The 19,783-nt window shown below is 42.5% G+C and carries 14 protein-coding genes; 9 read left to right on the forward strand and 5 right to left on the reverse strand.

The genetic code is table 11. The annotated features are described in order from the left end of the window. Positions 1–7 precede the first annotated feature (7 nt). From V7K40_RS20490 to mnmG, 3 genes are all read right to left on the reverse strand, one after another. Entirely contained in the window at positions 8–985 is a 978-nt protein-coding gene (locus tag V7K40_RS20490; RefSeq protein WP_334962896.1) for a bestrophin family ion channel, read from the reverse strand. Between the two features lie 918 nt (positions 986–1,903). Continuing rightward, positions 1,904–3,259: a hypothetical protein gene (locus tag V7K40_RS20495; protein WP_334962898.1), complete on the reverse strand. Its 1,356-nt coding sequence runs from the start codon at positions 3,257–3,259 to the stop codon at positions 1,904–1,906. 231 nt (positions 3,260–3,490) lie between these two features. Then, positions 3,491–5,413: a tRNA uridine-5-carboxymethylaminomethyl(34) synthesis enzyme MnmG gene (gene mnmG / locus V7K40_RS20500; RefSeq protein WP_334963468.1), complete on the reverse strand. Its 1,923-nt coding sequence runs from the start codon at positions 5,411–5,413 to the stop codon at positions 3,491–3,493. 685 nt (positions 5,414–6,098) lie between these two features. Here mnmG and V7K40_RS20505 point away from each other — a divergent pair. From V7K40_RS20505 to V7K40_RS20520, 4 genes are all read left to right on the forward strand, one after another. Then, entirely contained in the window at positions 6,099–6,971 is an 873-nt protein-coding gene (locus V7K40_RS20505; RefSeq protein WP_334962900.1) for a D-alanyl-D-alanine carboxypeptidase family protein, read from the forward strand. Positions 6,972–7,429: 458 nt separating this feature from the next. Beyond that, the gene (locus tag V7K40_RS20510) at positions 7,430–8,092 is read left to right on the forward strand and encodes an ATP-dependent Clp protease proteolytic subunit (protein ID WP_334962902.1); all 663 of its coding nucleotides are present in this window, start codon (positions 7,430–7,432) and stop codon (positions 8,090–8,092) included. 109 nt (positions 8,093–8,201) lie between these two features. Next, a complete protein-coding gene (locus tag V7K40_RS20515) occupies positions 8,202–8,810 on the forward strand; it encodes an ATP-dependent Clp protease proteolytic subunit (protein WP_334962904.1) in 609 nt (202 codons plus the stop codon). Positions 8,811–9,013: 203 nt separating this feature from the next. Then, the gene (locus V7K40_RS20520; RefSeq protein ID WP_334962906.1) at positions 9,014–9,634 is read left to right on the forward strand and encodes a J domain-containing protein; all 621 of its coding nucleotides are present in this window, start codon (positions 9,014–9,016) and stop codon (positions 9,632–9,634) included. 221 nt (positions 9,635–9,855) lie between these two features. Here V7K40_RS20520 and V7K40_RS20525 read toward each other — a convergent pair whose 3' ends face one another. After that, a complete protein-coding gene (locus V7K40_RS20525) occupies positions 9,856–11,058 on the reverse strand; it encodes a PLP-dependent aminotransferase family protein (protein ID WP_334962908.1) in 1,203 nt (400 codons plus the stop codon). A gap of 961 nt (positions 11,059–12,019) precedes the next feature. Here V7K40_RS20525 and V7K40_RS20530 point away from each other — a divergent pair. The 4 genes from V7K40_RS20530 (at position 12,020) to V7K40_RS20545 (ending at position 17,990) form a co-directional block, all read left to right on the forward strand. After that, complete coding sequence (locus V7K40_RS20530; protein WP_334962910.1) at positions 12,020–13,255, forward strand: multidrug effflux MFS transporter; 1,236 nt, start codon at positions 12,020–12,022, stop codon at positions 13,253–13,255. Positions 13,256–13,273: 18 nt separating this feature from the next. Then, positions 13,274–14,092 (forward strand): basic amino acid ABC transporter substrate-binding protein, encoded by an 819-nt coding sequence (locus V7K40_RS20535; protein WP_334962912.1) that lies wholly within the window; start codon positions 13,274–13,276, stop codon positions 14,090–14,092. A gap of 428 nt (positions 14,093–14,520) precedes the next feature. Continuing rightward, on the forward strand, positions 14,521–16,521 hold the full coding sequence (locus tag V7K40_RS20540) for a serine/threonine phosphatase (RefSeq protein WP_334962914.1): 2,001 nt from the start codon (positions 14,521–14,523) through the stop codon (positions 16,519–16,521). A gap of 188 nt (positions 16,522–16,709) precedes the next feature. Then, positions 16,710–17,990, forward strand: a complete 1,281-nt coding sequence (locus V7K40_RS20545; RefSeq protein ID WP_334962916.1) for a protein kinase — start codon at positions 16,710–16,712, stop codon at positions 17,988–17,990. Positions 17,991–18,056: 66 nt separating this feature from the next. Here V7K40_RS20545 and V7K40_RS20550 read toward each other — a convergent pair whose 3' ends face one another. Next, a complete protein-coding gene (locus V7K40_RS20550; protein ID WP_012407469.1) occupies positions 18,057–18,275 on the reverse strand; it encodes a DUF4327 family protein in 219 nt (72 codons plus the stop codon). 906 nt (positions 18,276–19,181) lie between these two features. On the opposite strand from V7K40_RS20550, the gene V7K40_RS20555 reads away from it, so the two are divergent. Further along, the gene (locus V7K40_RS20555; RefSeq protein ID WP_334962918.1) at positions 19,182–19,607 is read left to right on the forward strand and encodes a tetratricopeptide repeat protein; all 426 of its coding nucleotides are present in this window, start codon (positions 19,182–19,184) and stop codon (positions 19,605–19,607) included. Positions 19,608–19,783: the final 176 nt, after the last annotated feature.

Here is a 19,783-nt window from a genome sequence, read left to right on the forward strand (position 1 = left end):
TAGAGATTTAGAAAGAACGAACATTATTAGAAGCAAGCCTGATTAATTCTTCAACATTGTTTGAGATTGTATTGCAAATCGTATTTAAAGGTAAGTCATTGGGATCAAACCCGAAAGGTTCTTCAATTTCTGAGCCAATTTGTTCAATACTTAATAATGTAAAACTTACAAAAGCCATTACTATACCAGTCCACCAATATAAAAAGCTAACAATTTCTGAAGGTAATATTAGACAAAAAATTAATAACAGTTGTCTGAGTTTAATAGTATATATTAAAGGCAGTGGCGTTTTTAAAATGCGTTCGCAACCACCTAAAATATCTACTAAATCATCTACGCAGTTATGTAGAGTAGTCAGTTGATAGACATTTAGACAATTTCGGTCATGTTGAGACTGCAAGTAATCTCCTATCCAGTAAGCAATTTGTAGTGGGGGATGATTAGTATCTTGAAGTTGTAAATATTGTTTTTCAGACATTAAGGATGCTAACTGAGTGTCTAAAGGTACTGATCTTAGATGTAACTTCATTGCAACTGCAAAAGCAGTTACTAACCGAAGTATTGCCTCTTTTTCTACTCTATCTTGCGGTGTCTTATCTTTAACTATTATCCAAATTCCCCGAGTTAAGTTACGAGATGTATTAACTAAAGCTCCCCATAATTGACGACCTTCCCAAAATCTATCATGGGCTGTATTCGTCCGAAAAACTAATAGTAATGTAAAACCAATATTAAAACTTAAAACAGCATTAGTAAGAATACTGTTTGAATTTGAAAATGCTATTGGTAATTTTAAATGATAGAGAAATGATATTAAAATACCATATGCAGTACAAAAAATTACCCAAGGAAGAATGATAGAAATAATTGACCTTTCAAGCCGAAGAGTTACTTGAAGCCAGTTCAATTTTTCGCCTTTGTAAAGGTGATATTTGTCTATTAAAGAGTTTTTAGAATTATTTTGAAAATAGTTAGGTTGTTTCATATTGGTAAGGTTTGGCGATTACATAAATTAGCAAACTAGCTTTTTTAGCTAAAGTTATCTTGCTTAAGTAAGAGAGGTGCAAGATGTAGGTTTCCAGATAGCGACCGTCGTACAACTATAATCAACATAAATTATACTTTTAACATTTAAATTTATTTTTGTGAACCCTCTTAAGGTAGGTAAATTCATAACTGTCTTCCAATTTTTCACCATCAATTTGGTTTTTCTTTGTAACGAAGCAATTACCTATTGGGGTGAGCTAAAAGAATAATTTTTCTTATTTAACTATAATTTTCAAGATTTATCATTATATTGAGTACTTTTTGGCAACTTGAAACCTGCTGTAAGTAGGCCTTGCCTCATGAACTGCGATCGCTCATTGATTCTCCACTTCTATTTAAATCATTTGTAAACAAAAAGATTTATGATTTTTTAAAGGAGTCGGGAACAATACTTTTCAGATAAGCGTAAACTACTCCATTTTGGTCTGGGTGCATGTTAAAGGGCAAGCGATAAAGGTGAATTCAAACCGCAATCCCATTCCCCTTTCCCCCAAAACCCAAAAGTATTGGAGTTAGGAATCTGAACCTCTCGATTTTCGTATTACTAGTTCGTTTAAATTAATATTCAAAGACTTATTGGGAAAAAATATGTTATTACTAAACAATTCTCTTCATAAAGATTAGTAATAATCTTTACCCAAGTTGGTATTGAAACCGCAAAAGTTACCGAGATAAATTTTCCGAAATTTTTGAACACATAAACTGACTGTAGGGGCGTACAGGTGTATACCTCTACCTATCTATCGATATTAGCTATTGCGTTAAACAGTATAATTAGGCAAGATAGCAATGTGCAACAAAGCCGTTTATCATTGCAATATTTTGATGCGTAGAAGAGTTGCAAAGAAAAAAACTTTTACAATTTCTGCCCTGCGTAAATTGATCGCACTTCGCCGTTACGCCGGATGACAGCTTCACCATTACTAACATCTACTAGTGTCCAACCGCTTGAGCCGATACTTTCACCCATGTTGATGCGGCGAGTCACGCCATCAATTTTAAACAAAGCAGCAGATTTGTTACCTAACTCTAGCAACCCTTCTAATGTACTAGCAGGAGTATCTGCGATCGCAGTTGGCGCATATACTTGTTCATGGGTAATAGTTGGTTCTGATGGTGCGAGTGCTGCACGTAATGGAACTACTGGTAATGCAGGCAGAGGGTTGGGTGTTTGTCGCACGGTAATGGGTGCAGTTCGTCCAGCTACAGGTTTGAGTTCTGCTTGCACAGCCGCAGCTAACATGTTGACGGTTACAGGCTTGGCAGCTTGTCGCACCGTATTCAGGGCAGTTCTCACAACATTAGGTTGATATCCCTGTAACGCACTGGCAACTTGTGGTAAAAGTGTGGAAGTACTAGGAATCGCCGGCAGCCCGTAGTGCATTGGCGACGGCGCTTGATAAACGGGAACGTAGATGCGCTCAACAACGCTTTTAGAGCGGTTAGGGGCTAGTGACGTATTGTTAGCTAGAAGTGGAAGTGCTGGTAGATTACCAGTTGTTTGCCCGTTCCCAAGGGCTATTTGATTAGTATTTGCCTGATTGGAGAATCCAAGGATGCCAGATTTTTGATTGCTTTTTGCTTCTTGTTTATCTATAACTGCCAGCGCTCCCAGCATGTAGTCAACCAACTCTGCCTCAATTTCTGTTTTTGTTGGCAACTGTGACTGCGGTTGCGGCAGTAGAAGAGCTGACTCAGGCAATTTGGTATTTAAAAGATATACTACTCCAGACTGTACCAGGTAGATAATACCAGCGATCGCCACACCTAAAGTTGTTCCCACAATCAGCAGTTTGCCTAAATTAGGACTACTTTTCTGACGCTTTCTACTAACTCTTTTTACGGTGGCGGTGTCAAACACAACAGTACTCAATTGCTTGTGGTTATCTTGAGCTACTGACTCTACTGGTTGGTTCAATGTGTTCGGTAAGATAATCTGCGGTATCGTAACTGTTTGCAGAGGAATGGATTCTGGAGGCGACTGGCGTTGAGGTTGGGGGGACTCAGCAACAGACTGGCTCGATTTGTTTTGCCTACTCTGACTAACGGTTTGAGAAGGCAAATTACCAGTAACATCCAGAATGTAGTCGATATCGGCAAAGAGTTCATCCATTAGACCATCAGCATAGTTTTCTATCGACCAAGGTTCGTTGGCGATTAAGTCTTCTGATGGTTCCGGTACTATGAGACGGGTGCTGGCTTCTTGTAACATAGACGTTCTGGGTTGTTGCTAGGACGAGGAAACGCCGCGCCTACTGCCTGGGAGTTAGGATTACAGATGAAATATCCAATCCGTCGTCTGATTGAGACGAGTTGGTTGAGCGTTGGTATTAAAATCAACTTTAATCTGGGGATTGTTGATGATGGCAGCACTAATACTTATTGTCATCTATCATACCAATTTCCCTTCCTACTACTATACTCAGTCTTTATGAATTTTGTGTTAAGCTAACGCTGGAAACTGTGACTGGCTCTTGGTTCTACGCAATTCTAAATATAATAATAAAGCGTTAACATCCGCTGAGTTTACACCACCTATACGTGCGGCTTGACCAAGAGTGAGTGGTTTTACGTGAGTCAGCTTTTCCCGTGCCTCTTTGGAAAGAGTATCAATTTTTGTGTAATCTAAATCCCCAGGTAATTGGCGGTGCGCTTGGCGGGCAATTTGGTCAATCTGATTTTGTTGCCTAGCGAGATAGCCAGAATACTTGATGTCAATTTCTGCGCCTTCTTTCTCGGCGCGGTTGAGATTGGGGTTTCCCAATCCGAATCTGTCGAGGTCAACATAATGAAATCCTGGACGCCGCAGCAAGTCATTAAGGGTAATTGAACCTTTAATTGCTTGTTGGGTATTAGATGCGATCGCTATTCCTATTTCATCATGTTCTTTGACTCGTGTGGCTTGCAATCTTTGTTTTTCTGTGGTAATATTAGCCTGTTTTTGGGTATATAGATCCCAGCGGCGATCATCAATTAAACCAATTTCCCGCCCCAAAGGTGTCAAGCGTTGGTCAGCATTGTCAGAACGCAATATCAATCGATACTCTGACCTACTGGTAAGCATCCGGTAAGGTTCTCGTAAATCCTTTGTACACAAGTCATCGACTAGGGTTCCAATGTAACTTTGCTCGCGGGCAAAGACAATCATTTCTTGAGAGTGAACAAATCGAGCTGCGTTAATTCCGGCTACAAGCCCTTGGGCTGCGGCTTCTTCATAACCTGTGGTGCCGTTAATCTGCCCAGCACAAAACAGCCCGGCAATCTTCTTAGTCATCAGTGTGGGGAAACACTGAGTTGCTGGTAAATAGTCATATTCCACAGCATACGCTGGACGGAGCATCACAGATTTTTCCAAACCAGGGAGAGTCCGCAACATATGCAGTTGCAAATTTTCTGGTAACCCTGTGGAAAACCCTTGGATATAAAGTTCGGGTATATCCCTTCCTTCTGGTTCAATAAAGATTTGGTGGCTTTCCTTATCGGCAAAGCGGACAATTTTATCTTCAATACTGGGACAATAACGTGGCCCTTTGGCTTCCACCCAACCGCCATAAACTGGTGACAGCTGCAAATTATCCTGAATTAGGCGATGGGTTTCGGCAGTTGTGCGGGTGATATAGCAAGGCATCTGTTCCCGTTCTACCCACGCATCCGGGTCAAAGCTAAACCAGCGCACATCTTCATCTCCTGGCTGGATTAGCATTTTACTATAATCTACCGATCGCTTGTCTACCCTGGCTGGAGTTCCAGTTTTGAGTCTTCCGGTTTCAAATCCGAGGCGATTTAGGGTTTGTGTCAATCCTTCAGCCGCAAATTCTCCAGCCCGTCCCGCCGGCATTGATTTGTTACCTACCCAAATTTTGCCTCCCAGGAAGGTGCCAGTTGTCAAGATGACTGCTTTACATTGGAATCCTACACCAAAATAAGTTTCAACACCAATGACTTGATCATTAGCATCCAACACCAAATCTATTACCATACTTTCGCGGATTGTCAAGTTTTCTTGATTCTCGACAATATTTTTCATCACCGCTGCATATTCGCGCTTGTCCGTCTGGGCGCGTAATGCCCACACAGCAGGCCCCCGTGAAGAGTTGAGGATACGTTTTTGCAGGTAGGTGCGGTCTGCTACTTTACCAATTTCTCCACCGAGTGCATCTACCTCATGGGTCAACTGGGATTTAGCTGGGCCACCCACTGCTGGGTTACAAGGTTGCCAAGCGATTTTATCCAAGTTGAGCGTCAATAACAGGGTACGACAACCGAGGCGTGCAGAGGCGAGAGCTGCTTCGCAACCGGAGTGACCTGCACCGACGACTATGACATCAAAAGCGTCTTGGAATTCAACGGAATTGTGCATGGTCATACTTACAGGATTGGCAAGCTTAGAGTTCTTTTCAATTTTAACTGTTCCAGTGGTTTCATGGATGTAACTTTCTGAGAAAAAAGTTATCAAATTTATTAGTATTCAATTACAGAAAAATTTATTTTTCTTTGCTTGATTATTAAATAAAAAATATAATTTCCTTTAATAACTATGGTAATTTCCCGGTTTCCTTATCACATATTTAGGCATAAAAAAAGTTGATTTGTTACGGATATATATTAGATATATTGCAGAATTTATATATAACCATCTATTAACACGATGACTTATCTGTGTTTTCAACTCATCAATAACACAATCCACTTGGTGTTAATAATATTTTTCCTCACAAGATCCCCTCAACCCTCCTTAAAAAGCTTGTCATTACCCATATATGACAATCCCTGCTTCGTTGCTATAGAGCCTTGGAATAGAATTCCGAGGCTAATAGCTAAAGTCCACTCAAGTGGACTTTAGCTATTAGCTGCTGAACTTAAGTTCTGGGTAAGATGTTTGTCAATACGACACTTTGATTGTTAAAAAAATGTGAGTAATGACAAGCCTTAAAAAAGGGCACTTAATTTCAAGGAGGATCAAGCTTTAACCAAAGTGTGTTAATCAATAACAGATATTTGTAATCAGCTTATTACTTTTATTATTGAATCAATTAAGCAATTCTTTAAAAATGAAAATCCTCATTAGGAAGAAAAGATTTATTACTAAGGTTATCAGAAAGACAACTTTCATCAGTATAGTTATCATGATGATATTTGTCTTAGTCGCTAGTAATGAGATTACCTATAACCAATTGGGTAGAACTGCCCAACCATTAAATGTATGCTTGACTACAGATTCATTAGCTTGTAAAAATATCTCTAAAGAGATAACATCAAAGCCATTTATTCCTGACCCTAAATTAAATGAGCAACAGCGTTTTTTATCTGCAATTAGTCAGAAATTACCTACAATCCCCCAGCCTGGTACTTATGAATATACTTTATTGCGGACATATGGTGCAGTCTTTGTAAATCAAGATGTTGGGATTAAACTGCCGCAAAAAGATATTTTTGCTAATGAACAAGAAACCCAAGAGTTTCAAGCTACTTTGACAATGGGTCATGTTGATAATACTAATGACTGTTACTTACAAAAATCAGCGGCTGATGCTTTAAATAAAGCGCGAATCCAAGAACATATCCCGCTAAAATCTGGTTATGGTTCTGGTGATTGTACTCGCACTTTCAACACGAATTTAAGATTTTGGCACAAATATGCTAACAATCAAATTTTAACAAAAGTTCAACAGGGCAAAGAAATAAAAATTCTCGGTTTGGTTGCACCTCCTGGAACTTCACAACATCTGTGGGGATTAGCAATTGATTTACGCGTAAGCAGTAAAAAACAAAGAAAAGCTCTTAATCAAAATGGTTGGTTTCAAACTGTAGAAAATGATGTTCCACATTGGACTTATGTGGGTTTACCTGAAGAGAATTTACCTCTGTTTGGTTTTAACAAACAAGTTATCCGGGGCATTACTTATTGGATTACACCACTTTAATTGTTTGATAACAGGAAAACTTGGGAATCCTAATCTAAAAAGTGGGATATCGTTTAGCAAGCTTTGGTAACAGCTTATCAGTAACGCCAACATATTCTCTCCAGAACCATTGGGGAACTTCGGGAGCAGACTGTCCAAACCCAGACTCAATATCAATATATTAACTGAGCAGTTACAGCCGGAATTAGAACCAGCAAAGCTGTAAGACCTACTAAACGTCTATTATTGACGAGAGACACTGTTGCCTCGACCAATTTGTACTTGTACAAGGAGGCAACAGCAAATCAAACCGAAAGTTTACACTCAAGGCAAGCGTTGAGTGTAGGTACTTGACAAGCCAAACATTGGCAGATGCGAAGCCGCCTTAAGCATTAGGGAGAAATCCGCACCTTGAGGAAAGCTAGCATCGCGCTAGGATGTATTACAGTTAACGGCATAGTTTCAGGCGATCAGTTGCTATGGACATTTCCCCCATCAAGGCTGTTCAAGCCCCTTATTACGGCGATAACTTTTACCGGACACCGCCACCAGATTTACCTTCCCTCTTATTAAAGGAGCGAATTGTCTATCTTGGGATGCCACTTGTGCCTGCTGTCACGGAATTGATCGTGGCCGAGTTGCTATTTTTGCAGTCCGACGACCCCGAAAAGCCGATTAAAATCTATATCAACTCCACCGGTACTTCCGGTTACAGTGGCGAACCCATTGGCTTTGAAACCGAAGCCTTCGCTATCTATGACACCATCAAATATATCAAGCCTCCTATCCACACCATCTGCGTCGGTTCCGCGATGGGTATGGCAGCGATGCTTCTCAGTGCTGGTACAAAAGGTTGCCGCGCCAGTTTGCCTCACTCCTCGATTATCCTGCATCAACCCAAAAGCTATGCCCAAGGTCAAGCAACGGATATTCAAATTCGCGCGAGGGAAGTTTTGGTAAATAAAGGGGCGCTAGTTGATATCTTGAATCGTACCACCGGACAGCCTCCAGAAAAAATTACTAAAGATATGGATCGGCTGTTATATCTGACACCCTACGAAGCGAAGGAATACGGTCTGATTGACCGAGTTTTTGAGAAAGAAGAACTCGCAAATCCCCCACTCCCTGCCAGTGTCCTTTAAATTCAGTTATGAGTTATGAGTTATGAGTTATTTAATACTCCTTCCTCATTCCTAACTCCTCACTTTTCACTCTCCGATCATCCCCAATTTATTAATAACGGAGCAAATTATGCCTATAGGCGTTCCTAAAGTTCCTTACCGGATGCCCGGAGGACAATATACAGATTGGATTAGCATCTACGATCGCCTTTATCGGGAACGGATTATATTCTTGGGGCGAGATATTGATGATGAAATTGCCAATCAAATTATCGCTGTAATGCTGTATCTGGATTCAGATGATCCAGGTAAAGATATTTATTTATACATCAATTCCCCCGGTGGAATGGTCACCTCTGGCATGGCTATTTATGACACCATGCAACATATCAAATCAGATGTGGTGACTATTTGTGTGGGTTTAGCTGCTTCAATGGGGTCTTTCCTGCTGGCAGCTGGCACCAAAGGGAAACGGATAGCATTGCCTCACTCACGGATTATGATTCACCAGCCTTCAGGTGGCACCCGTGGACAAGCAACTGATATCGAAATTGAAGCTAGAGAGATTCTGCGGATTCGTCACCAACTCAATGGGATTTATGCTGATAAAACTGGTCAGACCATAGCAAAAATTGAAAAAGATATGGATCGTGACTTTTTCATGTCTGCCGAAGAGGCTAAAGAATACGGTTTGATTGACCGTGTGATTGAAGACCGAACCTCTATAGTAGTAGGTTAGTAGGGAGTAGGGGAAGCTGGCGTTACAGGGGAGAAATAATTCCTAACTTCTAACTGCTAATTCCCCACTCTCCACTCGCTTTCCTAAACAAACTGTCAACATTGAACTTTAAAATAGAAAATTAGCCTTTATCATTAATAGTTCAGGCTTAAAGCAGATAGCTGATAGCCTCTAGCTAAATATTCGATAGCTCATAGCTCAAGATGGATCTTGGAGATTGCTACCGTTTATTGGGTTTAAGGTCGGGAGCTTCTTTTGCTGAGATCAAAGCGTCTTACCGACGACTGGCGCAGCAATATCATCCCGATATGAACCCAGATGACAACAAAGCCAAAGATAAGTTTATTGCCTTGACAGAGGCTTATAAACTCTTGCTGACGGTAGTATTGCCAGAAGAAACTGCCGCACATTCAAGTCAGGTGTCAACTGTGTATGATGACACCAAGGCAATGCATTGGCAGAAAATACCAGTAGCAACGGTGACAAGCCAACAACCAGCGAAACCAAAGCCGCCGAATCTGTTGGAAATAGAAGAACGGCTGAAGTGGAAAACTTATGAGCAATTGCAGCGATTTTTGCAAGAAAGACGATTTCCGCAAGCGATCGCCCTGGCAGAAGCTTTAGCAGATCGGTTGTCAACAGATGCAGAAGTCCGTCAATGGCAAGCGATCGCCTATCAAATTTGGGGACGGGCGCTAATTTCCGAAAACCAGCTGCTCAAAGCCAGAATTTATCTCAAAAAAGCTTTGAAAACAGACCCCTATAATAAAAGTCTCTGGTATGAAGTGCAACGCGATTTCCAACGCTTAGAACAAATTTTTTAAAGATTTACAAAATTTCTTGAAAATCAAAATCTCTTTTCCAACTTCTAAGAAGGAAATGGTCTTCATTGGGTTGCTGCCGCCCAGACGGAAGGCGGGAGCCATCCATTGAGCATTCCCAGTTTGAGACTGGGAACGAGGTAAATTCTTCAATTCAAAATCCAAAATCTAAGTTGCGCTGGAAGCGCACCAAAGGTGCGACCCAAAATCTAAAATTGGCACGCTCATCGCTGCCATCCGCGCAACACTGCTCCTAATGTAGCGATTCCCTCAACAATCTTCTGTGTTGGCTGAAAGCTAAAAGCTAACCTGATGGCATCATCTCCCTGTCCATCGGTGTAACACCGAGTCCCTGGCAAAAAACTGATGCCGTGTTCATTGGCAGCTGTTAGAAGTGCTTTGGCGCTGATGTCTGGCGGCAATTTACACCAAACGAAAAAGCCCCCATCTGGTCGCAAAGCAACTATATCACTGGGAAACTCTTGAGCGATCGCCTCTAACAATAAATTGCACTTATGCTTGTAACAGGCGATTAGCTGCTGAATGTGATTATCTAGTTTGCCTGTAGCACAGTAGCGGGCGACCACATGGCTGACAAATGGCCCCACAGGCCCCTCACTTTTGAACATTGCCAGCCGCTCTATAATCGCTGGATCACCACAAGCCCAGCCCAGGCGGATACCAGGCGCAATAATTTTCGAGAAGGTACTTACATATAATACCCACCCCTCTTGGTCGAGAGTTGCCAGAGGGGGCACAGTTTGTCCTTGGAACCGCAAATCGCTATAAGCATCGTCTTCCACCACTAGGACGCCATACTCAGCCGCTAACGCTACCAGTTTTTGACGGCGAAATAACGGCATAGTAGCGCCTGTGGGATTGTGAAAGGTAGGGATGGTGTAAATAAACCGGGGTCGGATGCCCTGTTTCTTCAAGTCGCTCAAAGTTTCTTCTAGGGCGTCCACATCCATCCCCAACTCATCCACAGGAATGGTAATTATGCGTGCGCCAGCGTGGACAAATCTGACAACTACTCCCAAGAAGGTTGGCCCTTCCACAATTACCACATCACCAGGTTCGACAAACACATCTGGTAGTAAGCCGAGAATCTGACCAGAACCGTAGCCAATGACCAGGCGATTGCGATCGGCAGCAATTCCTTTAGCCTGCAAGCGAAGGATAATTTGCTCATATAGTTGAGCTGAAGGTGGCCCGTAATTGAGGGCGATCGGAGCTTCTTCTGCCAGCACAGCCGCAGTTGCAGCAGCCAAGTCGGCGTGGGGAAAGAGAATTGGGTCAGCTAAACCGTAGGCAAAGCTGACAGTAATAATTTTGGTTAACTCAGTGCCGTAAGTTGGTGGTGCGAGGTTTCTAGCTCTTTCGGCGAACAAATCAGTAATTTGGTAGGCAGAAGTGGTAGGAGCCATAAAGGGCGAGTTGTCTTCTAAGTTTATGAGTATATCAGTATTTTAGGGAAGAAATACTGATAGTCAGCTTTATTTTAAATCCGAACAATGATATCGTGATTTTATAAGTAAAGTTTGGTTAATTTATCATCAATAGTTTAACAATTAAAGATTTAAAATAATTTTTTAATTGAGCGTTTATAACCTTATCTCTGCGCCTGGAGCGCGACACTAGATGCTACAACGCTCTTAACCCGCGCAACTTACTGGCTCCTATCCGTGAGATAAAAAAATCATTGTAAGTTCAATTGGTGCGATCGCTTTTAGGAAAAGTTCAACCACATCATATTTGCGAAACCGTCTCACCACTCAAATAAGCGTCACGAATTTGCAGGTTATTCAATAATTCGCTAGATCACCCAGACAACACAATTCGACCATTTTGAAGTACATAACCATAATGAGCAATTTACAGTACTAAATTGGCATTCTGTTCAACCATAAAAACAGTCACACCCTACTGATTAATCGTCTCAATTAATTCTCAAACACGCTCGACATCCAAAGGTGAAAGACCCATCATTGGCTGCTCCATGCAGATTAAGCGAGGTTAAAGTAGTACATATGTATATAGCGATCGCTGCAAACTTGACGCAAGTGACATTAATCAACCCTTCCGGGAATTAAAATCCAAAATTTATACAGAGCAATCTGGCAGCTAAAAAAATGCATATTTAACTGGTGTGGGCAAAAGCAAAATTTAAAAACTCTTGTTTTTTAGTCTTTTGAGATTTTTTTAATAGTTTGTTGTAATCTACTAGAGCTTTATCTTGGGGTTTAGAAGCTGGAAATTTCCCTAAAGTCATTTAAATACGGTATTATTTTCGACTTATCGTAATATCAGATGAGTAAGAACATCTCACACCTAGCTATAAAAATCAAGAGATCCACTTGGATAACCGTGAATCCTACGAGTTAAAAAATGCGAATTCGACCCAACACCTTGAGCTTCACGCTTCTTTTAGGGGCACTCTCTGCCCTACCTCCCCTATCAATTGACATGGGGCTACCAGCTTTTCCCACAATCAGCGCAGCTTTGAGGGCATCTTCTGGATCTGTTGGACTAATCCTAAGCTTATTCATGGTTGGGTTTGCTGTTGCCCAGCTGATTTTCGGTCCGCTTTCGGATCGCTATGGACGCAGACCAATCTTGCTTATCGGCTGCGGACTTTTTACCCTAGCAGGTGCAAGCTGTGCTGCTGCGCCATCCATCAATACTCTGATTGCTTGGCGTTTAGTTCAAGGTGCCGGCGCTGGTGCAGGTATGGTGATGACACTGGCGATTGTCCGCGATCTATTTGATGGTTCGGCAGCACGTGCCCAACTCTCCTATGTCAATCTCGTGATGGGCGTAGCACCGGTGATTGCACCTACAATCGGTAGTTGGGTGCTGGCAATCGCTGGTTGGCGGACTATCTATGGGACACTGGCTGTAGGAGGGTTCTTACTCTTGCTGTTTGTTGCCCTTGGACTAAGTGAGTCGCTAGCTAGCCATGATCTAGATGCGATTAAACCACGTCGGCTGATAAAAAATTATGGGCGCATTCTCAGCAATCGGATTTGTCTTGGCTACGCCCTGGTCAATGCACTAAGCTTTGGGTGCATGTTTACCTATGTTGCGGGATCGCCACTCGTGCTGCTTAATGTATTTAAAGTCCCGACTACAACCTACGGCTGGCTTTTTGCATCGACCGCTTTTGGCATCATGGTAGGCTCATTTCTGAATGGGCATCTGAGTATGCGTGGCGTATCTCCGTCAAGGTTGCTCACTTTTGGGCTGGTGAGTGCCGTTGGCTCATCTGTTGCCCTTGCAATATTGTCAGTGAGTGGTGCTGCACAAGTTACTACGCTAATGCCTCTTCTAGTACTTAACACCTTCTGCCTGGGAATAATCTCCCCCAATGCAATCCAGGGTGCCATTCAGCCTTTGCCAGAGATAGCTGGAGTTGCAGCCGCCACGGTGGGATTTCTGCAAATGTTATGTGGGGCGTTGGCGAGTGGGCTAGTTGCTTTCTTCTATGATGGGCGCACAGCGATCGCCATGTCTAGTTTAATGGCAGTGTTTGCGATCGCCTCCTTCGCCGCTTATCTTGGACTTGCACGCCCTGCCGAGCGTCGCTTTGCTCGGACTCAAGCACTACACGAAACGAGAAATTAGGTATTTGACTAATGACTAATGACTAAAGGGAATTTGATTAACTTTAAGTGGCGGCAACTAATTCTGAGCTTAGGCTGTTTGCTACTGTTCATTGCCTGTAACAATTATCCAAATCCAGGTGTTCAACCTCTCAAGGTGGCGACAGACCCTACCTTTATCCCCTTTGAAATCCAAACGGCTAGCAGTCACTTGGAAGGTTTTGATATTGATTTGATGAATGCGATGGCTAAAGTAGCAGGTTTTGCGGTTCAGTTTGAAAGTCTGCCCTTTGATGGCATGATCTCGACTTTGCAAGCTAAAAGAGTCGATGCAGCAATTAGTGGAATCACAATTACCGCCGAACGCCTGAAAACAATTGCTTTTTCCAGACCTTATTTTAAAGCCGGACTAGCGATCACTGTTCGCGAAGACAACCAAAATATTAAAGACTTCAATAGTCTCAAAGGTACAAAAATTGCTGTACAAATTGGTTCAACTGGGGCGGATTTTGCCAAAACCATCCCCAATGCCAAAATTAGTACTTTTAATTCTGGCCCAGAATTTTTCCAAGACTTGCTAAATGGCAATGTTGATGCTGTGGTTAGCGATGCTTTCGCAACTTTGTATGCGATTAAAAATGGCAAACTCAAAGGCATCAGAGTTGTTGCTGATCTGCTCACCCAAGAATACTACGGAATTGCTACATCTAAAGACTCCCCCCATCTGGATGCAATTAACAAAGCTATAGCGACTTTGTTATCCAATGGCACTTACAAGCAAATTTATCAAAAATGGTTTAATACTCAACCTCCACATTTGCCAGACTCTTGGCATGGGGCATTGGGCATAAGTCAATAATCCAGGACTTACGCACAGGTAACGGAAAATCGTAGACGCAAAGCGGCTTGCCGCAGGCTACCACAGAGTCCCCAGAGAAGCCAGTACGCCCTTGCGGTTAAGAGACTTGTCCCTTGCGCGTCTTCCTTAGGAGAAGCAACTGGCGTGACACGGAGGAATAAGAGTTTGAGAGGTTTTTTGCGTAAGTCCTATAATCAATAGTTTTTCTTTCCCTACTACTCCCCACTCCCCATTCACCCATTTATTAGGAATTGGCTGGCAATATATTAAATATTTATCTAATATGCGTCACAATTAATACTGCCACCAAAATTCATTGATAAACTACAATCTCTTGTAGGTCTACTGTGGTCAGGGATAGCCAATTGTGGCACCTTGGATCTTAGTGGCTAGAAGCACCTTGAAACGGGAATTAAGGAACTTCCACTATGCTGATTTGCCCTCAGTGTAAATTTGAAAACCCCAATAGCAACAAATTCTGTCAAAACTGTGGCACGTCCCTGACCCACAAGGTCTGTCCTGAATGCAGTACTGATGTACCTATAAATGCACTACGTTGTCATAACTGTGGCACGGAATGTGGAACAGTGTTTTGGGCAATTATTGCTAAGGAAACAAATGGGGAAGCTTTGGGAGTAGAGAAAAATCAGGGAGATAAGGGAGATGTGGGAGTAGAGGGAGATGAGGGAGCAATATACTCCTCATCTCCTCTACCCCCTAGTTTTCAGATTGCATTAGGCTCCTATTTAGACTCCCAAGAGCGCTATCAATTGTTATATATGCTACCTGGACAAACTGAAACTACCACCATTACTGATGTAGGTGTCAGAGTTCTAGACTGCCAGCCGTATCAAATATCACCCATTGAGACAATAATAGCAAGTCAGCAATCAGATTTGCTAACGCCATCAGTGGAAACAAGTGGAATTCCTCACCTTGCTAAACTTTATATTGCCTTACAATCCCAAGGTCAGCGGGAGATACCGCCGATTCACGATGCATGGCAGCAGGGGAATATGCAAGTAGTAATAATTGAAGACCGCTCACATTGGCAGCCTTTACTCGACCGATGGCAAGAAGAAACAACGAGTTCGTTAAAAATTTTACACTGGTGTTATCAAATGACCCAACTTTGGGCAGCATTAGAACCAGTGAATTGTCGTCAAAGCCTTTTAGATTTGTCAAATTTGCGATTGGATGAAGACCAAACGCTGGCGCTACAAAGGTTATATGTGGAATCATCAAGTTCTCAGCCTGCTATCGAGTCCCCAGAAGATGCCGAAGCCCAAACATTTGCTATTCCAGAGGAGCCGTTAACTATCCAAGCTTTGGGGCGGGTTTGGCAAGCGCTATTTAGAGAGTCTCAACGGACTCAATTTGGCTCTGTAGTCCAGATGTTGGGGGATTTAGATGTAGGTAAGATTCACACGATCGCACAATTGCGATCGCGTTTAGAGGAAATCTCTGTTGAACTGGAAGCACTAGGAACCGCAACTTTGCCCCCAATAAAGGAGAAAAATACTGCTGTGCCCACTATCCCGCAATCAGATGAGCCAGAAGATATCATTAGCAAAACTGATGATATGCAAACTGTTGTGCTGCCGATGCAGTTAAGTAGCTTAGAAGATGCAGGACGCACAGATGTGGGGCGTCAACGTCATCATAATGAAGACTACTTTGGCATTGAAACCAAAATTCAGAAGCTGGAGTTGCCTAAAAATCGAGTTATGGAAGGGCATGGTTTGTATATTCTCTGTGATGGTATGGGTGGACACGCTGGCGGCGAGATAGCCAGTGAGTTAGCAGTCAACACCCTACGGCAATACTTTCAAGAACACTGGATTGCTAACCAACTGCCAACAGAAGATAGCATTCGTGAGGCAGTGTTTTTAGCTAATGAAGCGATTTACAAGCTTAATCAACAAGATGCCCGTTCTGGAGTGGGGCGCATGGGTACAACTCTGGTAATGCTCTTAATTCAAGATACTGAAGCAGCAGTTGCTCATGTGGGAGATAGCCGTCTCTATCGCTTGACGCGCAAGCGGCGACTAGAACAAGTCACAGTAGATCACGAAGTTGGGCAACGGGAAATAACCCGAGGAGTGGAAGCAAGCATAGCTTACGCCCGCCCGGATGCCTACCAACTCACCCAAGCCTTGGGGCCTCGTGACGAAAACTCAATTAATCCTGATGTAGACTTTTTCGAGATCAATGAAGATACTCTTCTGCTGTTGGCATCGGACGGTCTATCAGATAATGATTTAATAGAAACCCATTGGCAGACTCATTTAGAACCCTTACTTAGTTCTGGCGTTAACTTAGAACAGGGTGTTACAGACTTAATTGATTTGGCAAACCAACAGAATGGTCATGACAACATTACTGGTATACTTATTCGGGCAAAAGTACGCCCAAATCTGGAAAGTTAAAAATAAATTGGAATGGGGTATGGGGAATGGGTAATAAGAAGAAAGAACAATCACAAATTCCCAATAGACATATCCGCTAATTCATCTCAAAGCCTTATAAATCAGGGGTTAAAACCTAATTTACGAATAAGGCTAATGCCCAATGCCCAATGCCCAATGCCTGATCCATTTACCTTGTAGGTTGTATTGTGGTTAGTCTGACTCTGTTAGAACCGCAACAGAAAACGCCCCTCCAGCAGTGGAGCTTTGAGAACTCCTCCATAATTCGGATTGGTCGAGCGGCAGATAATCACGTTGTTTTAACTGATAGTTTAGTTTCCCGGCATCATCTAGAACTCAGACAAGTCGATTCTGCCGACAATGGCGGTGGTTGGCGGCTGGTTAGTCAGGGTACAAATGGGACTTTCCTCAACGGTGTTCTTGTAATTCAGAGTTCCTTACCAGATAATTCCCTTTTGCAACTGGCACAGGGAGGCCCAATACTGCAATTCCAAATTCAGGAGGTAACAGTACTGGAAACTGGTGTGCGATCGCAACAAATGCAAGCGACAGAAGAAAACGCCGTTGCAACAGTCTATTCAGCCCAAGCTAGAGCAAATTTATCCTCCACTTGCACGCACGAAGGCAATTCTCCGAACAATCTGTTCTGTATCCACTGCGGTCAACCTCTCTCAGTGCAACAGAAAATTCGCCATTATCAGGTGTTGCAAACTCTCGGACAAGGGGGTATGGGTACTACTTATCTCGCTTGGGATGCGGCTGGTCTTGCGGGTATCCCCCAACTGCTGGTGTTGAAGCAAATGAATGCTGATATGGTAAAAATTGCCAAAGCTCAAGAATTATTTGAGCGGGAGGCGTACACTCTCAAATCCCTTAACCATCCTGGAATTCCTAAGTATTATGACTTCTTTGTAGAAGACGGAAAAAAATACTTGGCAATGGAACTAATCCACGGACAAGATTTAGAGAAACGTATTTTTACCACTGGGCCAGTTACGCCAAGCCAAGCGATCGCTTGGATGATCCAAACCTGCGATATCTTAGACTATCTTCATAGCCAAGAGCCTCCACTGATTCACCGCGATATTAAACCTGCCAATCTGATGGTGCGAAGTTCTTTAAATCGCATAGTATTGCTGGATTTTGGCGCAGTTAAGGAAATTGGCACAGCGCCCGGTACTCGGATTGGTGCAGAAGGTTACTGCGCTCCTGAACAAGAACGAGGACAACCTTTGACTCAATCTGATTTGTATGCAATTGGGCCAACGCTGATTTTTCTGCTCACAAGCGAAAACCCGTTTAAGTATTACCGCCAAAAGGGGCGAAACTTCAGGTTTGATGTAGCAAAGGTTCCCACCATTAGTTCCCAATTAAGAAATGTGATTGATCGCGTTACAGAACCATTGCCACGCGATCGCTATCGAACTGCAAAGGAGTTAGCTGCGGCTTTAGCTGCTTGCAAAGTTTAGGGAGTAATGAGTAGTGATTAAAGGAGTAGTGAATTTTAAAAAACCCTATTCCCTATGCCCTATTCCCTACTCCTCATCCCAAGTTTCTACAGCTAGCAATTCACTAACTGGGTCTTGCATACTAAAGCCAAAGTCAAGCAGTTCCTGTTTCCAGTGCTGCCATTCATTACCGTAGAGCAAAGCGATTTTCCAGATGCTATCGCTTGGCTTGATAATGTTCGATTCTATGAGTGATTGCACGTTGCGCTGCAATTTCACCATTGGGTGAATCACTTGCTGAGTCATAACCTCGATTGAATTCTGATATTTGTTGGTAAATGCTTAATCAAAACTGCTTCCCATTCTGCAATTGTTGCCGGCCCGTAGAGTGGTGTAATTTGGTAAAGCTAGTCTTAACTTTTTAACTATACCATAACAAACTCTACTAAGTTACTGGTAAATTCGGTTTTGTACGGTAATTACCACCACAAAACTCTAAATCCACCAAGCAGTCCTTAAACTTTTGCAGAAACCAGGCAAAGTTTAAGGACTAAAGGGGTAAGGGATGTTTCTGTTTCCCCTTTTCCCTTTAAACTTTCCCCGTCTTCTTTTTCCTCTTAACCTGTACCCTTTCTCCACTAGAGTGCAACAGTACCTTTTGTAAGAGATATATTGTGGACGCCGAGCAGAATAATTAGTCCTTTAGAAAGTTGTACTAATTAGTGTGACTGAGGACAAGTGGGAAAATTCTATTTGTTTGAATCACGAAAAATATGTTTGCTTGTTGAAGAACCCATAGGAAACGGGCTAGTTTGAAAGTTTTTGAGTGACAGGGAAATTTGCAATTGAGTAGAAATGTCTACTCTTTTTATCTATTTAAACGTTATTTAGAATATCGCAAACATGTAGCATTAGATAGAATCATCGCAAATCTTTATATAATTTTAATGTTCCATCCAGTGAATAAGACCTGGAGGGTTGGCTGTGTCTAGGCGCAGGAGAGGGTTTTGCTTTGATGCATAGGGGCGATCGCATGGCAAAATTATCGTTACAGCATGGGCTTACCATAAAGTTGCCTCATCTTCAGAGTCAGAATTTGAATTTTGTGTAAAAAATTTCCAGTCAAGATGTTAATTTCTATTGGGCAGATGGGTAACCTGATAACGGGAGGGTTGCTGACACCTAACTATTTACCGCAGCAATAATTGATACATGCCTGGTTCATGTGAAGAATACCTAATCACCCGCAAAAAGCAGATTGAGCGGCGACAAAAGATTGTAACCATAGTGTCGATGTTCTCGTTTTTTGGATCTACGGTATTTGCAGTCATTCCAGCAATCCAACAGGCTAGTCAACCTAAGCCAGCAATTGCGTCTCCCTCTGCTGAGTCAGTATTACAGCAACAGGCGCGGGGTTACGAGTTGGTTTTACAACGGGAACCAGAAAACCAACTTGCTTTAGAGAAACTGTCTTTGGTGCGGTTGCAATTGAAGGATGCTAAGGGTGCAATGGAACTTTTAGAGAAGCTGGTGAAGTTGCACCCCGAACGGCAAGATTACAAAGTTGTATTAGAACAGATTAAGAAACAAGAAGGAAAGAGTAATTCTCAGACAAATAACCATACCAAGCCTAATTAATAAAGGGTGCGATCGCCCTGATGGATAAATTGGTGAAACAGCATCCAGATAGGTAGGATTATAAGACTTTGTTGGCAGATGTGAAGAAGCGGGAGAGCGATCGCTAAACAAATAGCCCAACAAACTTAATTGATATTTTTTGTCTAATTAAACTATCTAGCCAAACAAAATCCTCT

The sequence above is a fragment of the Nostoc sp. genome, assembly GCF_036917195.1.
Lineage (GTDB): Bacteria > Cyanobacteriota > Cyanobacteriia > Cyanobacteriales > Nostocaceae > Nostoc.